Source organism: Noviherbaspirillum aerium (assembly GCF_008929045.1).
Taxonomy (GTDB): Bacteria; Pseudomonadota; Gammaproteobacteria; order Burkholderiales; family Burkholderiaceae_D; genus Noviherbaspirillum; species Noviherbaspirillum aerium.
The window spans coordinates 1-17,843 of record NZ_VFAH01000009.1; the positions used below are offsets into that span (position 1 = coordinate 1).

At 64.0% G+C, this 17,843-nt stretch carries 17 protein-coding genes and 1 pseudogene; 17 read left to right on the top strand and 1 reads right to left on the bottom strand.

The window, feature by feature from the left end; genetic code table 11:
• The 3 genes and pseudogenes from FH061_RS14310 to waaA all read left to right on the top strand — a co-directional run.
• A pseudogene (locus FH061_RS14310) lies at window positions 1-278 on the top strand (phosphomannomutase/phosphoglucomutase); the annotation flags it as partial.
• Between the two features lie 21 nt (window positions 279-299).
• Window positions 300-1,310, top strand: a complete 1,011-nt coding sequence (waaC, locus tag FH061_RS14315; protein WP_151636517.1) for a lipopolysaccharide heptosyltransferase I — start codon at window positions 300-302, stop codon at window positions 1,308-1,310.
• Between the two features lie 31 nt (window positions 1,311-1,341).
• Window positions 1,342-2,616, top strand: coding sequence for a lipid IV(A) 3-deoxy-D-manno-octulosonic acid transferase (waaA, locus tag FH061_RS14320; RefSeq protein ID WP_151636518.1), 1,275 nt, complete (start codon window positions 1,342-1,344; stop codon window positions 2,614-2,616).
• Between the two features lie 80 nt (window positions 2,617-2,696).
• Here waaA and FH061_RS14325 read toward each other — a convergent pair whose 3' ends face one another.
• Window positions 2,697-3,353, bottom strand: a complete 657-nt coding sequence (locus FH061_RS14325) for a hypothetical protein (protein ID WP_151636519.1) — start codon at window positions 3,351-3,353, stop codon at window positions 2,697-2,699.
• A 731-nt stretch (window positions 3,354-4,084) separates the two neighbouring features.
• On the opposite strand from FH061_RS14325, the gene FH061_RS14330 reads away from it, so the two are divergent.
• The 14 genes from FH061_RS14330 (at window position 4,085) to FH061_RS14395 (ending at window position 17,843) form a co-directional block, all read left to right on the top strand.
• Window positions 4,085-5,788, top strand: a complete 1,704-nt coding sequence (locus FH061_RS14330) for a GspE/PulE family protein (protein ID WP_151636520.1) — start codon at window positions 4,085-4,087, stop codon at window positions 5,786-5,788.
• A 68-nt stretch (window positions 5,789-5,856) separates the two neighbouring features.
• The gene (locus tag FH061_RS14335; protein ID WP_151636521.1) at window positions 5,857-7,092 is read left to right on the top strand and encodes a type II secretion system F family protein; all 1,236 of its coding nucleotides are present in this window, start codon (window positions 5,857-5,859) and stop codon (window positions 7,090-7,092) included.
• Window position 7,093: 1 nt separating this feature from the next.
• Window positions 7,094-7,675: a hypothetical protein gene (locus tag FH061_RS14340; RefSeq protein ID WP_151636522.1), complete on the top strand. Its 582-nt coding sequence runs from the start codon at window positions 7,094-7,096 to the stop codon at window positions 7,673-7,675.
• A gap of 113 nt (window positions 7,676-7,788) precedes the next feature.
• Window positions 7,789-8,304 carry a prepilin-type N-terminal cleavage/methylation domain-containing protein gene (locus tag FH061_RS14345; protein WP_192805069.1) on the top strand — a complete coding sequence of 172 codons (516 nt, stop codon included), beginning with the start codon at window positions 7,789-7,791 and terminating at the stop codon, window positions 8,302-8,304.
• The gene (locus tag FH061_RS31620) at window positions 8,279-8,854 is read left to right on the top strand and encodes a pilus assembly FimT family protein (RefSeq protein ID WP_318841019.1); all 576 of its coding nucleotides are present in this window, start codon (window positions 8,279-8,281) and stop codon (window positions 8,852-8,854) included. Before FH061_RS14345 ends, FH061_RS31620 begins: the two co-directional genes overlap by 26 nt.
• Window positions 8,855-9,036: 182 nt before the next feature.
• A complete protein-coding gene (locus tag FH061_RS14355) occupies window positions 9,037-12,354 on the top strand; it encodes a DUF6701 domain-containing protein (protein WP_192805070.1) in 3,318 nt (1,105 codons plus the stop codon).
• Window positions 12,351-12,839, top strand: a complete 489-nt coding sequence (locus FH061_RS30465) for a prepilin-type N-terminal cleavage/methylation domain-containing protein (RefSeq protein ID WP_225984670.1) — start codon at window positions 12,351-12,353, stop codon at window positions 12,837-12,839. Before FH061_RS14355 ends, FH061_RS30465 begins: the two co-directional genes overlap by 4 nt.
• Window positions 12,829-13,332 carry a type II secretion system protein gene (locus FH061_RS14365; RefSeq protein WP_151636526.1) on the top strand — a complete coding sequence of 168 codons (504 nt, stop codon included), beginning with the start codon at window positions 12,829-12,831 and terminating at the stop codon, window positions 13,330-13,332. The genes FH061_RS30465 and FH061_RS14365 overlap by 11 nt, the downstream gene beginning before the upstream one ends.
• A 2-nt stretch (window positions 13,333-13,334) precedes the next feature.
• On the top strand, window positions 13,335-14,279 hold the full coding sequence (locus FH061_RS14370) for a type II secretion system protein (protein ID WP_151636527.1): 945 nt from the start codon (window positions 13,335-13,337) through the stop codon (window positions 14,277-14,279).
• Window positions 14,276-14,776 (top strand): MSHA biogenesis protein MshP, encoded by a 501-nt coding sequence (locus FH061_RS14375; protein ID WP_151636528.1) that lies wholly within the window; start codon window positions 14,276-14,278, stop codon window positions 14,774-14,776. Before FH061_RS14370 ends, FH061_RS14375 begins: the two co-directional genes overlap by 4 nt.
• A 186-nt stretch (window positions 14,777-14,962) precedes the next feature.
• The gene (locus FH061_RS14380) at window positions 14,963-15,871 is read left to right on the top strand and encodes a type IV pilus biogenesis protein PilM (RefSeq protein ID WP_225984671.1); all 909 of its coding nucleotides are present in this window, start codon (window positions 14,963-14,965) and stop codon (window positions 15,869-15,871) included.
• Window positions 15,868-16,740, top strand: a complete 873-nt coding sequence (locus FH061_RS14385) for a PilN domain-containing protein (RefSeq protein ID WP_151636530.1) — start codon at window positions 15,868-15,870, stop codon at window positions 16,738-16,740. The genes FH061_RS14380 and FH061_RS14385 overlap by 4 nt, the downstream gene beginning before the upstream one ends.
• A complete protein-coding gene (locus FH061_RS14390) occupies window positions 16,741-17,448 on the top strand; it encodes an MSHA biogenesis protein MshJ (RefSeq protein ID WP_225984672.1) in 708 nt (235 codons plus the stop codon).
• Entirely contained in the window at window positions 17,445-17,843 is a 399-nt protein-coding gene (locus FH061_RS14395; RefSeq protein WP_151636531.1) for a phospholipase D-like domain-containing protein, read from the top strand. Before FH061_RS14390 ends, FH061_RS14395 begins: the two co-directional genes overlap by 4 nt.

The following is a 17,843-nucleotide window of genomic DNA, read 5'->3' on the forward strand; positions in this document are numbered from 1 at the left end:
CGCCGGAGCTGCACCTGCACCTGGAAGAGGGCGAGAACGTGGCGCTGATTGCGAAGCTGCAGCAGGACGCGAAGTTTCCGGATGCCGAGCAGATCGTGACGATCGACGGCCTGCGCGTGGAATATGCCGACGGTTTCGGCCTGGCGCGCTCGTCGAACACGACGCCGGTGGTGGTGATGCGTTTCGAAGGCGAGTCGCAAGAGGCGCTGGAGCGCATCCAGAACGACTTCAAGCGCGCCATTCTCGCCGCCAAGGCGGATGCCAAGCTGTCGTTCTGACCCGGCGCCCTGGCATCGATCATGAAGATCCTGATCGTCCGCGTATCCTCGCTCGGCGACGTCGTGCACAACATGCCGATGGTGGCGGACATCCTGCGCCGCCATCCGGATGCGCAGATCGACTGGGTGGTGGAGGAAGCCTACACCAGCCTGGTGCGGCTCAACACCGGCGTGCGCCACGTGATTCCGTTCGCGCTGCGGCGCTGGCGCAAGAGCCTGCTGGCGGCGGACACGCGCGCGGAAATCCGTCGCTTCCGCGAGCGCCTGCGCGAGGAAGCCTATGACTATGTGTTCGATACCCAGGGCCTGACCAAGACCGGCATCGTCATGCGCATGGCGAGACTGGCGCCCGGAGGCAGGCGCATCGGCCTGGCCAACGGCACCGAGGGTTCGGGCTACGAAGGCGTCTCGCGCATCTTTCATCACAAGAGCATTCCGGTCGACATCAGGACGCATGCCGTCCTGCGCGGGCGCCTGGTGGCCGCCGCCGCGCTCGGTTACGTGGTCGACACGCCGGCCGATTTCCTGCTGGCGCCGCCGCGGCTGGAGCAGCAAAGTCCCGCCTGGCTGCCGGACGGCCGCTATGCGGTCTTCTTCCATGCCACCGCGCGCGCTTCCAAGCAATGGGCGCCGGACAACTGGATCGAAACCGCCGGATTGCTAGCCGAACGCGGCCTGCCGGTACTGCTGGCCTGGGGCAGCGATGCCGAAAGGGCGGATGCGCAGCGCCTTGCCGCGCGGATGGTCAATGCCACCGTACTGCCGAAGCTGTCGATGATGGAAGCCGTGCTGCTGGCGCAGCGGACCAGCCTGGCGATCGGCGTCGACACCGGCCTCACCCATATCGCCGCCGCCTACGAGCGGCCCACCATCGAGCTGTACTGCGACTCGCCGCGCTGGAAGACCGAGGGCAACTGGTCCTCCAGCATCATCAACCTCGGCGACCAGGGCGCGCCGCCTTCGGTGGCCGACGTTGCCACCGCCATCACCAGCCTGCTGGGCGCGGCGGATGTCCGGCGCGTTCGGCCTTGACTGCCGATTCCAGCGATTCCACCGATTGCCGATGAGACTTCTCTATTCCCTTGCATGGTGGCTGGCGCTGCCGCTGGTGCTCTGCCGCCTGTGGCTGCGCGGCCGCCAGGAGCCGGGCTACCGGCGGCATCTGGCCGAACGCTTCGGCTTCTACGCGCCAAGGCCGGCGGCGCCGCTGCTCTGGGTGCATGCCGTTTCGGTCGGCGAAACCCGCGCCGCCGAGCCATTGATCGACGCGCTGCTTGCCGCCTATCCCCGCCATGCCATCCTGCTGACGCACATGACCCCCACCGGCCGCGCCACCGGACAGGCGCTGTACGGCAAGCATGGCGAACGCCTGCGCCAATCCTACCTGCCCTATGACACCGGCTGGATGGTCGGCCGTTTCCTGCGCCATTTCCGGCCGGCGATCTGCATCCTGATGGAGACCGAAGTCTGGCCCAACGTGATGGCCCAATGCCGCCGCCACGAGGTGCCGGTGGCGCTGGTCAATGCGCGGCTGTCGGCGCGTTCGCTGGCCAAGGCCCGGCGGCTGTCGGCATTGATGACCGAAGCGGCGCGCGCCATGTCCTGCGTCGCCGCGCAGACCGAGGCCGATGCCGAACGCCTGCGCTCGCTCGGCGCGCCGCATGTCGCGGTGACCGGCAGCGTCAAGTTCGATGTGACGCCGCCGCAGGCAGCCATCGACAAGGGGCTCGCGATGCGCGCGCAGATCGGCGGACGTCCGGTCTTCCTCTGCGCCAGCACGCGCGAGGGCGAGGAAGGCCTGATTCTCGATGCCTGGAAAAAGACGGATGCCGCCGAGGCCCTGCTGCTGATCGTGCCGCGCCATCCGCAGCGTTTCGACGAGGTGGCGCGCATGGTTGAGGAGCGCGGCTTTGCATTGGCGCGCCGGTCCGCCATGGGTGACCGGCCCGTCGCCGCCGACGTGCAGGTGCTGCTGGGCGACTCCATGGGCGAGATGTTCGCCTATTACGCGGCCTGCGACCTGGCCTTCATCGGCGGCAGCCTGCTGCCGCTCGGCGGGCAGAACCTGATTGAAGCCTGCGCGGTCGGCAAGCCGGTGCTGATCGGGCCGCATACCTTCAATTTCGCGGCGGTCAGCGATGATGCCGTGGCCGCCGGCGCGGCAATGCGGATCGAGGATGCCGATGTCCTGGCGCGGGAAGCGCGGCGCCTTCTGGCAGACGAGGGGCGGCGTACCGCAATGGGCGGCAAGGCGCTCGCCTTTGCCCGGCAGCACCGCGGTGCGACCGAGCGCACCATGGTACTGCTGCGCAAACTGGTCCGACACAGCCAGGACTGAAACCGCGCCAGCGCCTGTTCATATGCATTCCGGCAGTCCATGATGGACCTGCCGGAGCCGCCAAGGCTGCGGGCCGGTGCTCAAGCCGTCTTTGGAAAACTCTCGGTAAAGTCGCAGTTGAATCCGGAATATTGCCGGGCCTTTTCCAGCGGCGGCAGGTAGGTGCCCGACTGCGGGGTGGCATGCAGCTCCTTCCCGTTCTCGAACATGACTTCACCGGCATACTTCACATAAGGCGCATAACCGGAAACCTGCGCATGCCCATGGCCGCCCGATGTCTTGGGGGCCACGCGAATCGTTCCGTCCAGCATGGTGACGAAAACATATCTTTTCTTCGGAAGCGGTTCCGACATCGCTCCGGTCTCTGCATTCTTCAGCTTCCATGTGCCGTCCGTCTGCCTGATCAGCGTGGAGTGGTGCTTGAGCTGTGGATCGAATCCGTCCTTCTCCTTGACCAGAACAATGGCGGCCCTCAAATACACCACGGACGGTGCGCCATTTCCTGAAACGCTGTCGTGCTTTTTCATGCGAACCTGCCCCTCTTTGTCCAGCGCCAGACCGTCTTCTTTCTTATTGGGGTCGTACTGATAGAAAGGGGTCCGCATGGCCTTTTCTCTCCAGTCCTTTTGGGAAAGGGCTTTTGTATCAATGTCTCCGGCATGGCCCGTCTCAAGCTCCCGAACGTGTTCGCGTTTTGGTGTTTCTTCGAGGGCGCCGGTTGAAACGGCATGCCGCAAGGCAGGCCTGCCTGCGGGTTGCGGGGAAGCACCGGAAGAGGAGCCTGCGGGCGCTTGCGGCGGCCTAAGGGCGGGCGCGGCAGGCTGGTGCTGCTTGTAAAGCTCATCCAGGTCCGTCGAGGTATCGCGCTTGTGCCCGGATGGCGTGGCAGCCGGTGGCTGGCACAAGGCACGCAGTTTCGCCGCGGCGGCTGTCCCGGATGGACCATGGCGCACCGGCACCGAAGACGATGGCGGGGACGGGTCGGGCGTGGAGGGGACATTGGTTTGCGGTCGTTCGGCCAGGCTTTCGGCCGGTGGACATGCCGGGGACGGCGGACGGGATATGCGGGATGGATTCATTGTTTCGCTGCCATGGAAAAGGATAATGTTTTGAAATGAGGTGGCATGTCATGCCGGCATCCTTGAGTGCAGGCGCGAGCACGAGCGAGCATAAGTGAGCATAAGTGGCGGCAAGTCGCGTCCGGTTCCATGACAATCCGGCATTGGGCAAATGGATGCCTGTCGTTGCCACCGCAAGCTTCGGTGCGATGGCCTTGCGCGAAAGGGAAGGCAAAGGAAGGATAAGGAAAGCGCGGCAAGGCGGCCAAGCAGCGGAGCGACGGCGCAGAACCGGCGGAGCGCGGCGCATGCCAAAGCTCTAATTATCAAAATTCCCAATAAAAACAATTCACTAGGGAAACACGATTGTGGCTAAAATACGCGTTGGTTCGTCCTGATGAGGAGCGTGTATGGCCCGGCCGGAAAAGGTCCGCCTTGGTGAAATCCTGGTGCAGCAAAACCTGCTCTCCGAAGAGCAGCTCCAGTTTTCCCTCGCCGAGCAAAAGCGCACCGGCCGCAAGCTCGGACGCGTCTTCATCGAGAACGGCTTCGTCACCGAGGAAAAGATCTCCGGTGCGCTCGCCCGCCAGCTCAACATCCCGTACATCAACCTCAAGTTTTACAACACCCGGCCCGAAGTGGTGCGGCTGCTGCCGGAAACCCAGGCGCGCCGTTTCCGCGCCATTGCGCTCGAAGACCGGGGCAGCGCGCTCCTGATCGGCATGGCCGATCCCACCGACCTGTTCGCCTACGACGAAGTGGCACGGGTGGTCAGGCGCAATATCGAACTCGCGGTCGTCAATGAAGGCGAACTGCTGCAGACCATCGACCGCCTGTATCGCCGCACCGATGAAATCACCGGCCTGGCGCGCGAGCTGGAACAGGACCTGGGCGACAGCTATGTCGATTTCGGCAACCTCGGCGGCACGCCGGGCATTGAGGAAGCGCCGGTCGTCAAGCTGCTGCAGTCGGTGTTCGACGACGCCGCGCAGGTCAGGGCATCGGATATCCATATCGAGCCCCAGGAAAGCCGGCTGCAGATCCGCTTCCGCATCGACGGCGTGCTGCACATGCAGACCGAGGCCGACATCAAGATCGCGCAGGCGCTGGCCCTGCGGCTGAAGCTGATTTCCGGTCTCGACATTTCCGAAAAGCGCCTGCCGCAGGATGGCCGCTTCGCCATCAAGGTCAAGCAGGCGCAGGTCGATGTCCGTATCTCGACCATGCCGACGCAGTACGGCGAGTCGGTCGTCATGCGTCTGCTCAACCAGAGCGGCGGCATTCTCAAGCTCGATTCGATCGGCATGCCGGCCGCGATGGTGCAGCGCTTCCGCGGCATCCTGCAGCGGCCCAACGGACTGGTCCTGGTGACCGGGCCGACCGGCAGCGGCAAGACCACCACCCTGTACGGCGCGCTGGCCGAACTCAATACCGTGGAACGCAAGCTCATCACCGTGGAAGATCCGGTGGAATATCGCCTGCCCGGCATCAACCAGGTCCAGGTGAATGAAAAGATCGAACTCAGCTTCGCCCGCGTGCTGCGCTCGGCCCTGCGCCAGGATCCGGATGTGGTGCTGGTGGGCGAGATGCGCGACCAGGAAACGGCGCAGATCGGCATGCGCGCCGCCCTGACCGGCCACCTCGTGCTGTCCACGCTGCATACCAACGATGCGATCAGCACCCCGGTGCGCCTGCTGGACATGGGCGTGCCGCGCTACATGGTGGCCACCTCGCTGCAGGCGGTGCTGGCGCAGCGCCTGGTGCGGGTCATTTGCGAGAGCTGCACCGAGCCCTACGACCTGAAGCCGGCCGAGCAGCAATGGCTGCGCCTGGAGCTGGGCGCCGGCGCCGCCGAGCATCGCTATGTGCACGGGCGGGGCTGCTCGCATTGCAACGGCACCGGCTATCGCGGCCGCACCGGCGTGTATGAAATGCTGGAAATGTCCGAGCAGGTCGCCGAAGCGGCCAATCACCATGAACCCGGCCACTTCATGAAAGTGGCGCAGGCGCAGATGGGCGGCAATACCCTGCGCCGCCATGCGGTCGCTCTCGTTGCCGCCGGCAAGACGACGGTGAGCGAAGCGATGCGGGTCAGCAACCAGTTCGATATCTGAACGGGATGACCATGCCGGCCACCGCCATAGACACAGCCACCGCCACCGCAGCGAAGTAAGGAGCAAGCTTGCCATTCTTTGCCTATAAAGCCAGGGACGCACGCGGCGAACTGCTCAGCGGCGTGCTCGAGAGCGCGGACCGCAACGCGGTCGCGGACCAGCTGTTCAGCACCGGCATGACCCCGGTCGACATCACCGAAACCCGCAAGCCCGCCGGCAGCGGCAGCGGCGGCGAAGCCTGGTGGGTGCGCCTGACCGAACAGAAGATCACGTCCATCGACGTGCAATTGTTCAGCCGCCAGCTCTACACGCTGCTCAAGGCCGGCGTGCCCATCATGCGCGGGCTGGCCGGACTGCAGGAGTCGGCGGTCAACCGCTCCTTCGCCAAGGTGCTCAAGGATCTCAGGGAATCGCTGGATGCGGGCCGGGAACTGTCCGCCGCCATGCGTCGCCATCCGGACGTGTTTTCCCATTTCTACCTGAGCATGGTGCGCATCGGCGAGGCCACCGGGCGCATGGAGGAAATCTTCATGCGGCTCTTCGTCCATATCGAATTCGAACGCGAGATGCGGGCGCGGGTGAAGTCGGCGCTGCGCTATCCGATGTTCGTCATGACGGCGATGGTAGCCGCCATCGCCGTCATCAACCTGTTCGTGATTCCCGCGTTCGCCGGCGTGTACAAGGGCTTCAATGCCGAACTGCCGCTGATGACCCGCATTCTGATCGCCACTTCCAATTTCACGATCAGCTACTGGCCGCTGATCCTGGTTGCCGCCATCGGCGCCGGCCTCGGCTTCAGGATGATTATCCGCACCGAGGAAGGCCGCTTTCGCTGGGACCGGATCAAGCTGCGCATACCGATCGTCGGCAAGATCATGCTCAAGGCCACGCTGGCGCGCTTCGCCCGCAGCTTCGCGCTGGCCAGCAAGAGCGGCGTGCCCATCGTGCAAGGCCTGAGCGTGGTGTCCGAGACGGTCGACAATGCCTATATCGCCAGCCGCATCAACCAGATGCGCGACGGCGTCGAGCGCGGCGAATCCATCCTGCGCACCGCCGCCTCGGCCGGCGTGTTCACCCCGGTGGTGCTGCAGATGGTGGCGGTCGGCGAGGAAACCGGCGAGCTCGACAGCCTCATGGAAGAGGTCGCCGGAATGTACGAGCGCGAAGTCGATTACGAGCTCAAGACCCTGTCCGCGCAGATCGAACCCATCCTCATTTCCGGCCTCGCCATCCTGGTCCTCGTGCTCGCGCTGGGCGTGTTCCTGCCGATCTGGGACCTCGGCAAGGCGGCGATGGGGCGCTAGCGTGGCAACGCCGGCCAGGGCACGCGGCAGCCTGCGCCCATCGCACCGGGCGCGGGGCTTCTTCGTGCTGAAGCTGGTCATCTCCGTCATCGTCATCGGCGCCATCGCGCTGCCCATCTTCGAGCGCCTGCGCTATTACCAGGAAGTCGCCGAAAAGGCCTATGTCGATTACGCCATCAACGGCATGCGCAGCGGGCTGCGCCTGCGCATCGCCGCGATGATGCTGGAGGGGAGGGGGCGGGAAGCGTACCGGCTGGCGGGGCAGAATCCGATCGACTGGCTGGAACGGCATCCCGACAACTATGCCGGCGAACTCATCCGCCCCGATCGGGATACGCTCCAGCCCGGCACTTGGTATTTCGACCTGGAGACCCGACGGCTGGTGTACCTGGTCAAGCACGGCGAGCACTTCCGCTATGGTGATGGCAGCGAAGACAGCCGAGGCAGCGGCGTCGCAAAGATGATCGAGTTGCAGGCCAGGCTGGTCGGGCCGCCCCAAGCCGAAGGAAGCGGACCGCCCGACAACGGCGCCAGCGTCACGGTCGCCCTGCAAAAGCATCGCGCCTACGAATGGATACGGTGAAGCGCCGCTTTGTGGAACCCGATGCGGTTTTGCCTGAAAAAGCGGCATGGCGGGCGGAAGCTCCGGTATCATTTGCCGGAGGGAAAGGGAGCGCCTTTATGAACGAGCGAACAATGCGGAACAAGCAAAACCAGCAAAAGCAGCCATCGAAGCGGGCCGGCAACCAGGGTTTTACGCTGGTCGAACTGGTGGTCGTCGTCACCATCATCAGCATACTGGGCGCCTTCGCGCTGCCCAAATTCGCGGCGCTGCAGGCCGATGCGCGCATGGCCAAGATGCAAAGCGCCGCCGGCTCGATGAAGGCCGCCGCCGCGATGGCGCATGCGACGCTGATCACCCGCGGCCACTCCGCTGGCTTTACCGGCACCCCCGACCCGGCAATTGTGATCGAGGGTGTCGAGGTCACCTATGTGAACGGCTATCCGAACGCGACCAGCATCGTCGCGCTGGCCGGACTGGCCGACGACTATGTGACAACAGGCCTCACCTCTCCGCGCGTCGTGGCGGCCGACAGCAAGCATACCGGTAGCAGCGCCGCCAACGACTGCACCGTGTCCTATGTCACCCCGGCGGCGGCCAATAACCAGCCGACGTTTACCGTGAATGCAACACTGGACAACTGCACTTGACTATCCATCTGGAAACTTCGAAAAAGAGCTGTTATATTCGAACCGCCTTGGTAAAGCCGACGGCACATATTTGGACATTCTTAATTCACAGGACAGAAAAATGAAAAAGATTCGTGGTGCTCAGGCTGGCTTTACCCTGATTGAGCTCGTGGTGGTGATTGTGATTCTCGGGATTTTGGCGGCTACGGCATTGCCGAAGTTTGTGGATTTGAGTGGAGATGCTAGTAAGGCGGCTGCGAATGGCGTAGCAGCGGCCATTACCTCTGGTACTGCTGTGAACTATGGTGCTAAGCAAGCGGGAAATGCAACTGCTAAACCGCTGGATGGCGCAGTCTGTACAGACACAGTTTTAAAAGATTTTGTTACTGGAGTGACACTTGTTGCGGCAAGAGCTAAGCCTACAGATGCTGCAACTGCAACTTCGTCCAACGAATTTGAGGTAGGTGGTACTGAAACCTGTGCAGGGAAAAAGGCTGGTGAAATCGCTACATGTACAGTTCAAGGCTACAAAGGCGCCTCAGTAACGGCTACGATTGTTTGTACAGGATAAATACGCGTCGCTACTTTATAGTGGCGGCATTATATTTATAACTGCTTATAGCTTGAAAACTGTTGTTGATCGTGTGGACGCCACGTGACTGGCATGCCTATATGCGCGTGGACACGAGAAAAATTTTGCTGCCATTGCATTTGAAGTGCTATCAGACTCTCAAATCATACTGCCTATTAGTATTGGCGCTAATTTTTCTCTGTCCAATCCTCGCCCACGCCGACAACTGCTCCCCCTGGCGCGGCCCCCAGAAACAAGCCTGGTTCAACGAATACTTCTTCGGTTCCGGCGGCAGCGCGCCGCCGAACTTCCTCGAAGTCTATTCCATGCACGGCGCCTTTCCCGCCTCCTGGCAAGGCTGGAGCGTCGATGTCTATTCCTCGAAAGACGTCAAGACCACCTATCCGCTGAATAACTCGACCGCGACCGCATGCACCGTCAGCAACAAGACCTGGCTGACGGCCAATGTGCCGGGCGGCTTGCGGCAGCAGAACGCACTTGTCATCCTCAAGGACGGGGATGGAAAATATGTCGATGCCTTCGTCTTCGACAACAATCCTGGAAAACTGCCGGAGCCCTGGCCAGGAGACGCTTCCCTGAACTGGTTCAACGGCCTGGCGAACGCGAGCACCGGTTGCAAGCCTTTGGCCGACGCGCTGACATCGCAGGCGGCCACTTCTGCCACCAAGCCGCAGCAGTACAACATGCTGGTGCTGGGCAATTACGGCAACAAGGACATGGCGCGCGATCCGGACGGCGGGCCGGTCTGGGACCTGACCAGCAATACCGGCGCCGGCACTACCTACACCCAGTGCGTCAGCAACAATACCAACTTCACCAAGACCGTCGACAATTCCCAGCCGACCCCGGGCAGCACCGTCACCTATACCCTCAACCTGGCGAATACCGGCTCCTCCTCGATGACCGGCGTGCAGATCATCGACAACCTGCCGCCGACGCTGACCTATATCTCGGCCACCTCGAGCAATCCCGCCGATCCGCCGGTGGTCGTCGGCAGCTATACGACGGTCAATCCGAACACGACGACTGGTGAGTCGATCACGGCGCCGACGGTCACCTGGTCGCCGGCGGCGGTCGCGGGCGGAACGGTGTCCAAGCTGTACATCAAGATGCAGATACCGGCGAACGCGACGCCGGGCCACAGCTTCGTCAACACCGCGCGCACCGTCGGCCTCGATTCCAACCAGACCGACTTCGCGAACATCACCATCGGCTCGCCCAATACGCCCAGCTTCGCGATCAGCGTCAGCCCGGCCTCAAGCACCACCTGCACCAGTTCGCCGCTGCTGGGCCCGAAGGTCACCATCACGGCGATGAGCGCCGCCAATGGAGGCGGCGTGCCGCTGACCAGCTATAACGGCGTCGTCACTCTCACCGCGTCGACGCCCAATCCGAAGTGGTACAACAGCAACGGCACGGCGCTGTCAGGCAACACCGTGCAGCTGACCAACGGCACGGTCTCGCTCTACCTGCTCGACCCGGTGGAAGAGACCTTTACCGTGTCGGCGCTGGATGCCGTGTATGCGGGGGATACCTATGTCATGACCGGCTCCTCCGGCAATATCACCTTCACCAGCGATACCACCGGCATCACGCTCACCGACATCGACGCGCTGACCCCGGCCTACGGCGCGGTCGCCGGACGGCCCCACGCGATACGGGCGACATTGTCGAACTGCGGAGCGCTGTCCACCACGACCGCAGCGTACAGCGGCACGATCCGCTACGTGCCCGGGATTAACCATCCCACAGGCGCCGCCGGCCCGACAATCAATACGGCCTCGGCCTCCTGCCCCGGCGCAATAACGCCTCCGCTGACCACGAGCGGAACGCCGATCACGCTCAATTTCGTAGCGGGGCGAGCGACCTTTTATCTGTGCACCACCGACGTCGGGCAGTATGCATTGAACCTGTCGCTGAACCTGAACGGCACCAATGGCACTCCCGTCACCGGCGCATCGTCCGATTTCACGGTGCGGCCGTTCGCGATCACGGCGACCGGATTTGCCAGGGCCGGGGTCGCCAATCCGGCTGGAAACTCCGCCTTCGCCAGGGCCGGCGCGAAATTCTCCGGAACACTCAAGGCATGGCCCTGGCTGGCAAGCGCAGATGGCGAGACGAATGCCACCGGACTCGCAAAGGGCAATGGCATTCCGGACAATTCGGTCACCGCAGCGACGATTGCGACCGCTAATTTAACGCCCACCCCCAAATTCACCGGCACGACCAACAACGCCGGCGTGGTCAATCTGATCCCGGCAGTGGCTCCACCGGCGGGGGCGCCTGCCGATACCTCGACCTATGTGCTGGGCAGCGTGTCGCCCGCCACGGCGACGCTGGCTTCCGGCGCGGTCACACTGAACGACGCCATCAGCTACAGCGAAGTCGGCAATTTCCAGTTCGGCGGCGTGGCAGGCAGCGGCACGACGAAATACGCGGTCACCAACTATCTTGGCGCCGCCGGTGTCAATGTGCCGATACTCAGCGATGTGGTGGGGCGCATCACGCCGGATCACTTTACGGTGAGCGCGCCTTCCATCGTCCGCAGGCCGACCTGCAGCGCCGGCTCCAGCTTCACCTACATGGATGAACCGTTCAACATCACCTTCAGGCTGACCGCCCGCAACGCCAGCGGACAGGCGACGTTGAACTATCGGAACAGCTATGCTTTTTTCAATCCTGTCGTCGCCGAACCGACTGCCGCGACGCAAATGTGGAGGTCGATGGCTGTCGCAGCGGGCGGGTCGGTCGGACTTGGCGCACTGGATGTCGAGGGTGACTTGTCGACACGGCTTGCGGTCGCCAACCCGTCGGCGTCCGGCTGGGTCAATGGCGAGAATGAGATTGGCGCAATCGTCACATTTGCGCGCGCAGCGGCTCTGGACGGACCCTTTGAAAACCTCGCCATCGGCATTGCTCCGCGCGACGGCGACGGCATCACCCTGAAAACCTCGGACCTGACGCTCAGTGGCAACCGGTTCCCGCTGGGCACCAGCAGGCTGCGTTTCGGCCGCCTGAATGTGTTCAGCAATACCGTCTCGGGGCGCACCAATCTCACCTTGCCGGTACAGGCCCAGTTCTGGAGCGGGCGCTCATGGGTGGTGAATTCGCAAGATGATTGCACCATTATTCCGGCGACCGCCATTCGTCCAAACAGCTATCGCGATGCGCGCAGCGCCGCGACCACCGCATGGCCGGTCACTATCGGCGGGGACGTGAACCTTGCCGGCGGCCAGGGCGCCATCACCCTGACGCGCCCGGCCGGCATCACCTCGGGAACGGTGGACATCTGCATCGATCTCGGCGCCGATCCTGCCAGCGGCGTTGCCTGCACCGCCGGCACGCCATCCAATCAACCCTTCCTCAAAGGCCGCTGGACAACGGGCAACACGTTCCGGAACGATCCCTTCGGCCGCGCGAGCTTCGGTGTCTACACGCCCGAAACCCGGCGCACCGTGCATGTGCGGGAGCTGTTTTGAAACCGGCGGGACGGAGCTGCATCCGACGGCCGGCGACAGCCGGTTTCACGCTGGCCGAACTGGTCATGGTGCTGGTACTGGTCGGCCTGCTTGCCGTCGTGGCTCTTCCCAGGTTTTCCGGCAGCTCGGAATTCCGCAACATTGCTTTCCGCGATGAAGTCGCGGCCGCATTGCGCTATGCGCAGAAGTCGGCGGTCAGCCATCGCCGCCTGGTCTGCGCCGTATTCACCGCCAACAGCGTCACCCTGCGGATCGCCGCAAGCAATCCCGCCGCCGCCTGCGGCAGCGCGACGCTCAATGGCCCCGATGGCAAGACCGCTTTCGCGCAGGCCGCCAGCGACCTGATGGCCAGCGGCCTTCCTGCCCTCCATTTCCAGCCTTCGGGCGTGGTGACATCGGCGGACGGTGTCGTGACGACCCATACCATCAGCATCAGCGGCGCTTCCCCCGTGACCGTCGTCGGAGCGACCGGCCATGTTGAATAAACGCCAGCGGGGCATGACCCTGTTCGAACTCGTGCTGGCCATCGTGATCCTCGGGATCGGCGTGGCGGGCGTGATGACGGCCTTCACAGTAGTGGTCAGCCGCAGCGTCGATCCGCTGGTGCAGAAGCAGATGCTGGCGATCGCCGAAGGCATGATGGAGGAAATCGTCCTGCTGCCGTTCGCGGCGGAAGGCGCGGCGCCGGCCAACGGCCCGGGGCCGTGCGGCGCGCGCAGCGCATTCAATGACGTTCTCGATTACCACAACCTGCAGACCGTCGGCGGCGTCTGCACCGTGGACGGCACGGTGGTGCCCAACCTGGCATCGTATAACGTGGGCGTGCAGATCAATCAGAACGGCAGCCTGGCCACCGTGTCCGGCACGGGAAGCCTGACGGGAGCGCATGTGTATGAGATCACGGTCACGGTCACGCACGGCGCCGACAGCTTCCGCCTGCATGGCTGGCGCACCAACTATGCGAATGGACTACTGTGACCATGCGCAACCACCGTCACCGCCATCGCTTTCGCCGCCATGCCGCGCATCGCCGCAACCGCCGGCAAGGCGGCTTTACCCTGTTCGAACTCGTCATCGTCATTGTCCTGACCGGCATCATCGCGTCCTCCCTGGTCGTCTTCTTCACGCCGGCGGTCAAGGCGTATTTCGATTCACGGCGCCGGGCGGAGCTGACCGACAGCGCCGATACCGCGCTGCGCCGCATGGCCCGCGACATCCGGCTGGCGGTGCCGAACTCGATCCGCAGCCCCAACACGCAATGCTTCGAACTGCTGCCGACGCTGACCGGCGGGCGCTACCGCATGGGACCGCACACGGCCATGGATGCGGCAGCCTCCTGTCCCGCCGAGCCCAACCCGGCCAGCGCGAGTTGCAGCGCGCCGCTCGATACCTCACAGCCCTCCACCGGCTTCGACGTGCTTTCACCGCTGTCGGCCGTGCCCTCCATCGGAGATCTGGTCGTCGTCGGCAACCAGGATGCCAATGAAGTGTATGCCGGCCAGAGCGTTGCGGCGATCACCGGCGTCACCACGCCGAATGCCGCGTTCGGCACCAGCCGCCTTTCCTTCGGTTCGCAGCAGTTCCCGGTCGGTTATGACGGCGGACGGTTTTCCATCGTCCCCGGCAATGGCGGCGCGCCGGCGGTGTTTTACATCTGCGCCAACGCGACCGGCATCGACGCCAATGGGAACGGCACCGGCACGCTGTTTCGCCTGAACAGAGCTCTTGTTCCGGCGTTCCCCACCGCCTGCCCGGCAACCGGCGGCGCGGCGGTGCTGGCCACCAATGTGCGCAGCTGCAATCTCGTCTACAGCCCGAACGGCGGCACGCAGCAGCGCGGCTTCGTATCGATGCAGATCGAACTGACAAGAGCGTTCGAAACCGTATCCCTGTCGTTCGGCGCCCATGTGGACAATGTGCCATGAAGCGCCGCGCTGACTCCGGCTTCGGCGCGATCGCCGCCATCATGGTGCTGGTCATCCTGGCCGCGCTGGCCGGCGCCATCATGAAATTCGGCACCACGCAGCACCTGAGCAGCGCCCAGGACATGCAGTCCGCCCGCGCATGGCAGGCGGCGAAGGCCGGCACGGAATGGGGTTTGTACCAGGCCTTCCAGAACGGCGGCATATGGCACGCCGCCGGCGCCTGCAACGGCGCGGCCAGCCGGCGGACGCTCGACCTGAGCGCGCACACCGGCTTTCGCGTCACCGTGCAATGCAATCCCACCGCCACCTACGCGGAAGGCGAATCGGCCATCGGCACCGCACAGCAGGTGAGGGGATTTCAGATCGTGGCAACGGCATGCAACTCGGCCGGGACCTGTCCGGACGATACGGCGGCGGTCACCGCGGGTTACGTCGAGCGGGTGCGGCAGGTCATTGCCTTCTGCCCGGTGGGCACCGGGGCAGGGCAATGTCCGTGATGCCGCGCCTGATATTTCAAGACAGGAAAACCATTCCGGCAACTTCGTCCGGAATGCCACGCCGCAGGCATCAACCAAGGGAAAATTGATTGACAGCATGGGCTTAATCCCATAACTTCAAGTCGTTTCTAAACCCCGGCGCACGGCATGTTTTCCTTTGCAAAAAATAAAAAGAATCCGGGATGGATGGCCATTAGCTTGCAGGACGACGGCGTTTATGCAGCCCACATCACGCGGCCTGACAACGCCAGGCCGATCGTCGAGCTGGCCGCCTTCCAGGGACTCGACGGATCCTCGCACGACCAGGGCCTGGAAAAGCTGGCCAGGGAAGTCGGCGCATCGCGCTATCGCTGCGCCACGCTGCTGCAGTCGGGCGATTACCAGATGCTGTCGGTCGATGCGCCGTCCGTGCCCGCCGAAGAGTTGAAGGGCGCGATCCGCTGGCGCATCAAGGACATGCTGGATTTCCCTGTCGACGAGGCGACGGTCGACGTGCTCAACATCCCCGCCGACAAGAATGGCGGCAACCGCAGCCAGGCCATGTACGCCGTCGCCGCGCGCAACGCCATCGTGCAGAAACGCCAGGAACTGATGGCCAGGGCCAAGGTGCCGCTTGCCGTGATCGACATTCCCGAAATGGCGCAGCGCAACCTGTCGGCCCTGCTGGCCCAGGAAGGGCGCGGGCTTGCCTTTCTGTCATTCGGCGGCGAAGGCGGGCTGCTGACCGTCACCTATGCCGGCGAGCTGTACCTGAGCCGCCGCATCGACGTGCCGTTCTCCCAATTGCAGCAGGCCTACGGCGATGCGCTGACGTCCTGCCACGAGCGCATCACGCTCGAGCTGCAGCGCTCTCTCGATCATTTCGAGCGCCAGTACGGTTTCATTACCGTGGCCCGGCTGGTGCTGTCGCCGATGGGAGAGGCCGGCGAAGCCCTGCGCAACTATCTCTCATCCAACCTGTATGTGGCCGCCGAAACCCTGGATCTGGCCGGCATTCTCGATCTGTCGCGCGTGCCCGACCTGGCGTCCATGCAGTCGCAGCAGAAATATCTGCTGACGCTCGGCGCCGCGCTGCGGCAAGAGGTGGCCGCATGAGCCAGCAGATCAATCTGTTTAATCCGGCGCTGCTCAGGCGCAAGCAGCACCTGTCGGCGTTGACGATGGCGCAGGGCATGGCGGTCATTCTCGTCGGCGCGGCGGCGCTTGCCGGTTATGCCCACGTGCAGACCCGGACCCTGACGGAGCAGGCATCGTCGGTGTCCGCCCGGCTCGGCGCGGCCAAGGCCCAGCTTGCCACGGTGATGGCGCAGAATGCGCCGCGCGAGAGAAGCAAGGATCTGGAAGCCGAGCTGCAGCGGCTGGAAACCGAGATCGCCGCGCAGCGCAAGGCATTCGATATCGTGCGCCAGGGCGGCGTCGGCGATACCAAAGGCTATTCCGCCTACCTGCAGGCATTCTCCCGCCAGATCGTGGACGGACTGTGGCTCACCGGATTCACCATCGACAGCGTCGGCAGGCGCATGGAACTGCAGGGCCGCGCCCTGCAGCCGGAACTGGTGCCGGCCTACATTCACCGGCTCGGGCAGGAGCCGGCGATGCGGGGAAGATCCTTCGCGCAGCTGATGATGTCCAGGCCGGAAGTGGAAGCGGGGGCGCAGAAGAATGACCAGGGCGCCGGCGACGCTGCCCCAGGCCGGCGCGTGCCCGCGAAATACCTGGAGTTCGTGCTGAAGTCTTCCGTCGATGCCGGCGGCGGCCAGCCGGGCAGCGACACGGGCCGGGATACGGGCCGGGATACGGGCAGGAATGCGGGTAGGGATACGGGCAGGGACATCAGCAAGGAAATCGGCAAGAATGCAACGCAGGCGAAAGACCTGTTGCAGGCCTTGCCCGCGCTGACGCCTGGCGGGGCCGCCGCGCCGGGCGGGCTGCCCAACTTGCGGGACATGGCGGGAGCGCACTAGATGATGAAGGCATACTGGAAAAAATTCGAGCGCCTGGTCGAGGCCCGCAGCATGCGCGAGCGGCTGATGCTGTTCGCCATCGCGGCCCTGCTTCTCGTGACCGTGGCCGACCGCCTGTTCATCGGGCCGCAGTTCGCGAGCCAGCAGCAGCTGTCGCAGAAGATCAAGGCCGATCAGCTGCAGCTCGACTCGATTCACGCCGAGATAAAGAACCGCATCAGCGCCCACCAGGTGGACCCGGACGCCGCCGTCAAGCTGCGTCTCGCCCAGCTCAACGAACAGCGCATCCAGATGCGCAACCAGCTGGAGGGCATGCAGAACGGGCTGGTATCGCCGGACCGGATGGCGGTCATGCTGGAAGATCTGCTGAAACGGGACGGCAAGCTGCGCCTGAAATCGCTGAAGACGCTGCCGGTGGCGTCGCTTGCGGAATCGATCGACGGCAGCGCCGCGCCGGCCGGGACGCCGAAGCCGGCCGCCGACAAGGCCGCTCCCCGGGCTGCGGGAGAAACGGTGTACAAGCACGGCGTCGAGATCGTGGTGGAGGGCGGCTATGCCGATATCGCGCACTATCTCGCCGAACTCGAGCGCATGCCCTGGCAGCTGTTCTGGGCCGGCACGCGCCTGGATGTGGAGGCATATCCGACGGCCCGGCTGACTTTGACGCTTTTTACTCTCAGCCTCGACAAATCATGGCTAAACATTTGAGTAAAACGTTCAAAACCGTCACAATGGCCGTCGTCTGCGCCATGGGTTTGTCCATGACGGAACTGGCGGCAGGACAGGGCATGCCGGACCCGACGCGGCCGCCGAACATCGTCAGCGAACCGGAGCGCGTCCAGAACACTGGCCCTGCCGTGCCGCAGGTGCAATCCATCCTGATTTCGCCCACCCGCAGGGTGGCGACGATCGACGGGCGGACCGTGAGCGTCGGCGATACGGTCGGCGATGCGCGCGTCACCAGGATTCTGGAAAGCGAGGTCGTGCTTGGCACAGGAAAGGAACAGCGGGTATTGAAGCTTTTCCCCGGGATTGAGAAGCAGCGTGCGCCGGGCCGCAGGAATGCAGGGCAGGCAGTGGTGCATAGTGAAGGTAAGAGATAG

What these genes read in the sequence shown, in the direction of transcription:
- waaC (WP_151636517.1), top strand. Translation starts at nt 300, where the DNA reads ATGAAGATCCTGATCGTCCGCGTATCCTCGCTCGGCGACGTCGTGCAC.
- waaA (WP_151636518.1), top strand. Translation starts at nt 1,342, where the DNA reads ATGAGACTTCTCTATTCCCTTGCATGGTGGCTGGCGCTGCCGCTGGTG.
- FH061_RS14365 (WP_151636526.1), top strand. Translation starts at nt 12,829, where the DNA reads ATGTTGAATAAACGCCAGCGGGGCATGACCCTGTTCGAACTCGTGCTG.
- FH061_RS14345 (WP_192805069.1), top strand. Translation starts at nt 7,789, where the DNA reads ATGCGGAACAAGCAAAACCAGCAAAAGCAGCCATCGAAGCGGGCCGGC.
- FH061_RS14385 (WP_151636530.1), top strand. Translation starts at nt 15,868, where the DNA reads ATGAGCCAGCAGATCAATCTGTTTAATCCGGCGCTGCTCAGGCGCAAG.
- FH061_RS14370 (WP_151636527.1), top strand. Translation starts at nt 13,335, where the DNA reads ATGCGCAACCACCGTCACCGCCATCGCTTTCGCCGCCATGCCGCGCAT.
- FH061_RS31620 (WP_318841019.1), top strand. Translation starts at nt 8,279, where the DNA reads ATGCAACACTGGACAACTGCACTTGACTATCCATCTGGAAACTTCGAA.
- FH061_RS14330 (WP_151636520.1), top strand. Translation starts at nt 4,085, where the DNA reads ATGGCCCGGCCGGAAAAGGTCCGCCTTGGTGAAATCCTGGTGCAGCAA.
- FH061_RS14390 (WP_225984672.1), top strand. Translation starts at nt 16,741, where the DNA reads ATGATGAAGGCATACTGGAAAAAATTCGAGCGCCTGGTCGAGGCCCGC.
- FH061_RS14375 (WP_151636528.1), top strand. Translation starts at nt 14,276, where the DNA reads ATGAAGCGCCGCGCTGACTCCGGCTTCGGCGCGATCGCCGCCATCATG.
- FH061_RS14380 (WP_225984671.1), top strand. Translation starts at nt 14,963, where the DNA reads ATGGCCATTAGCTTGCAGGACGACGGCGTTTATGCAGCCCACATCACG.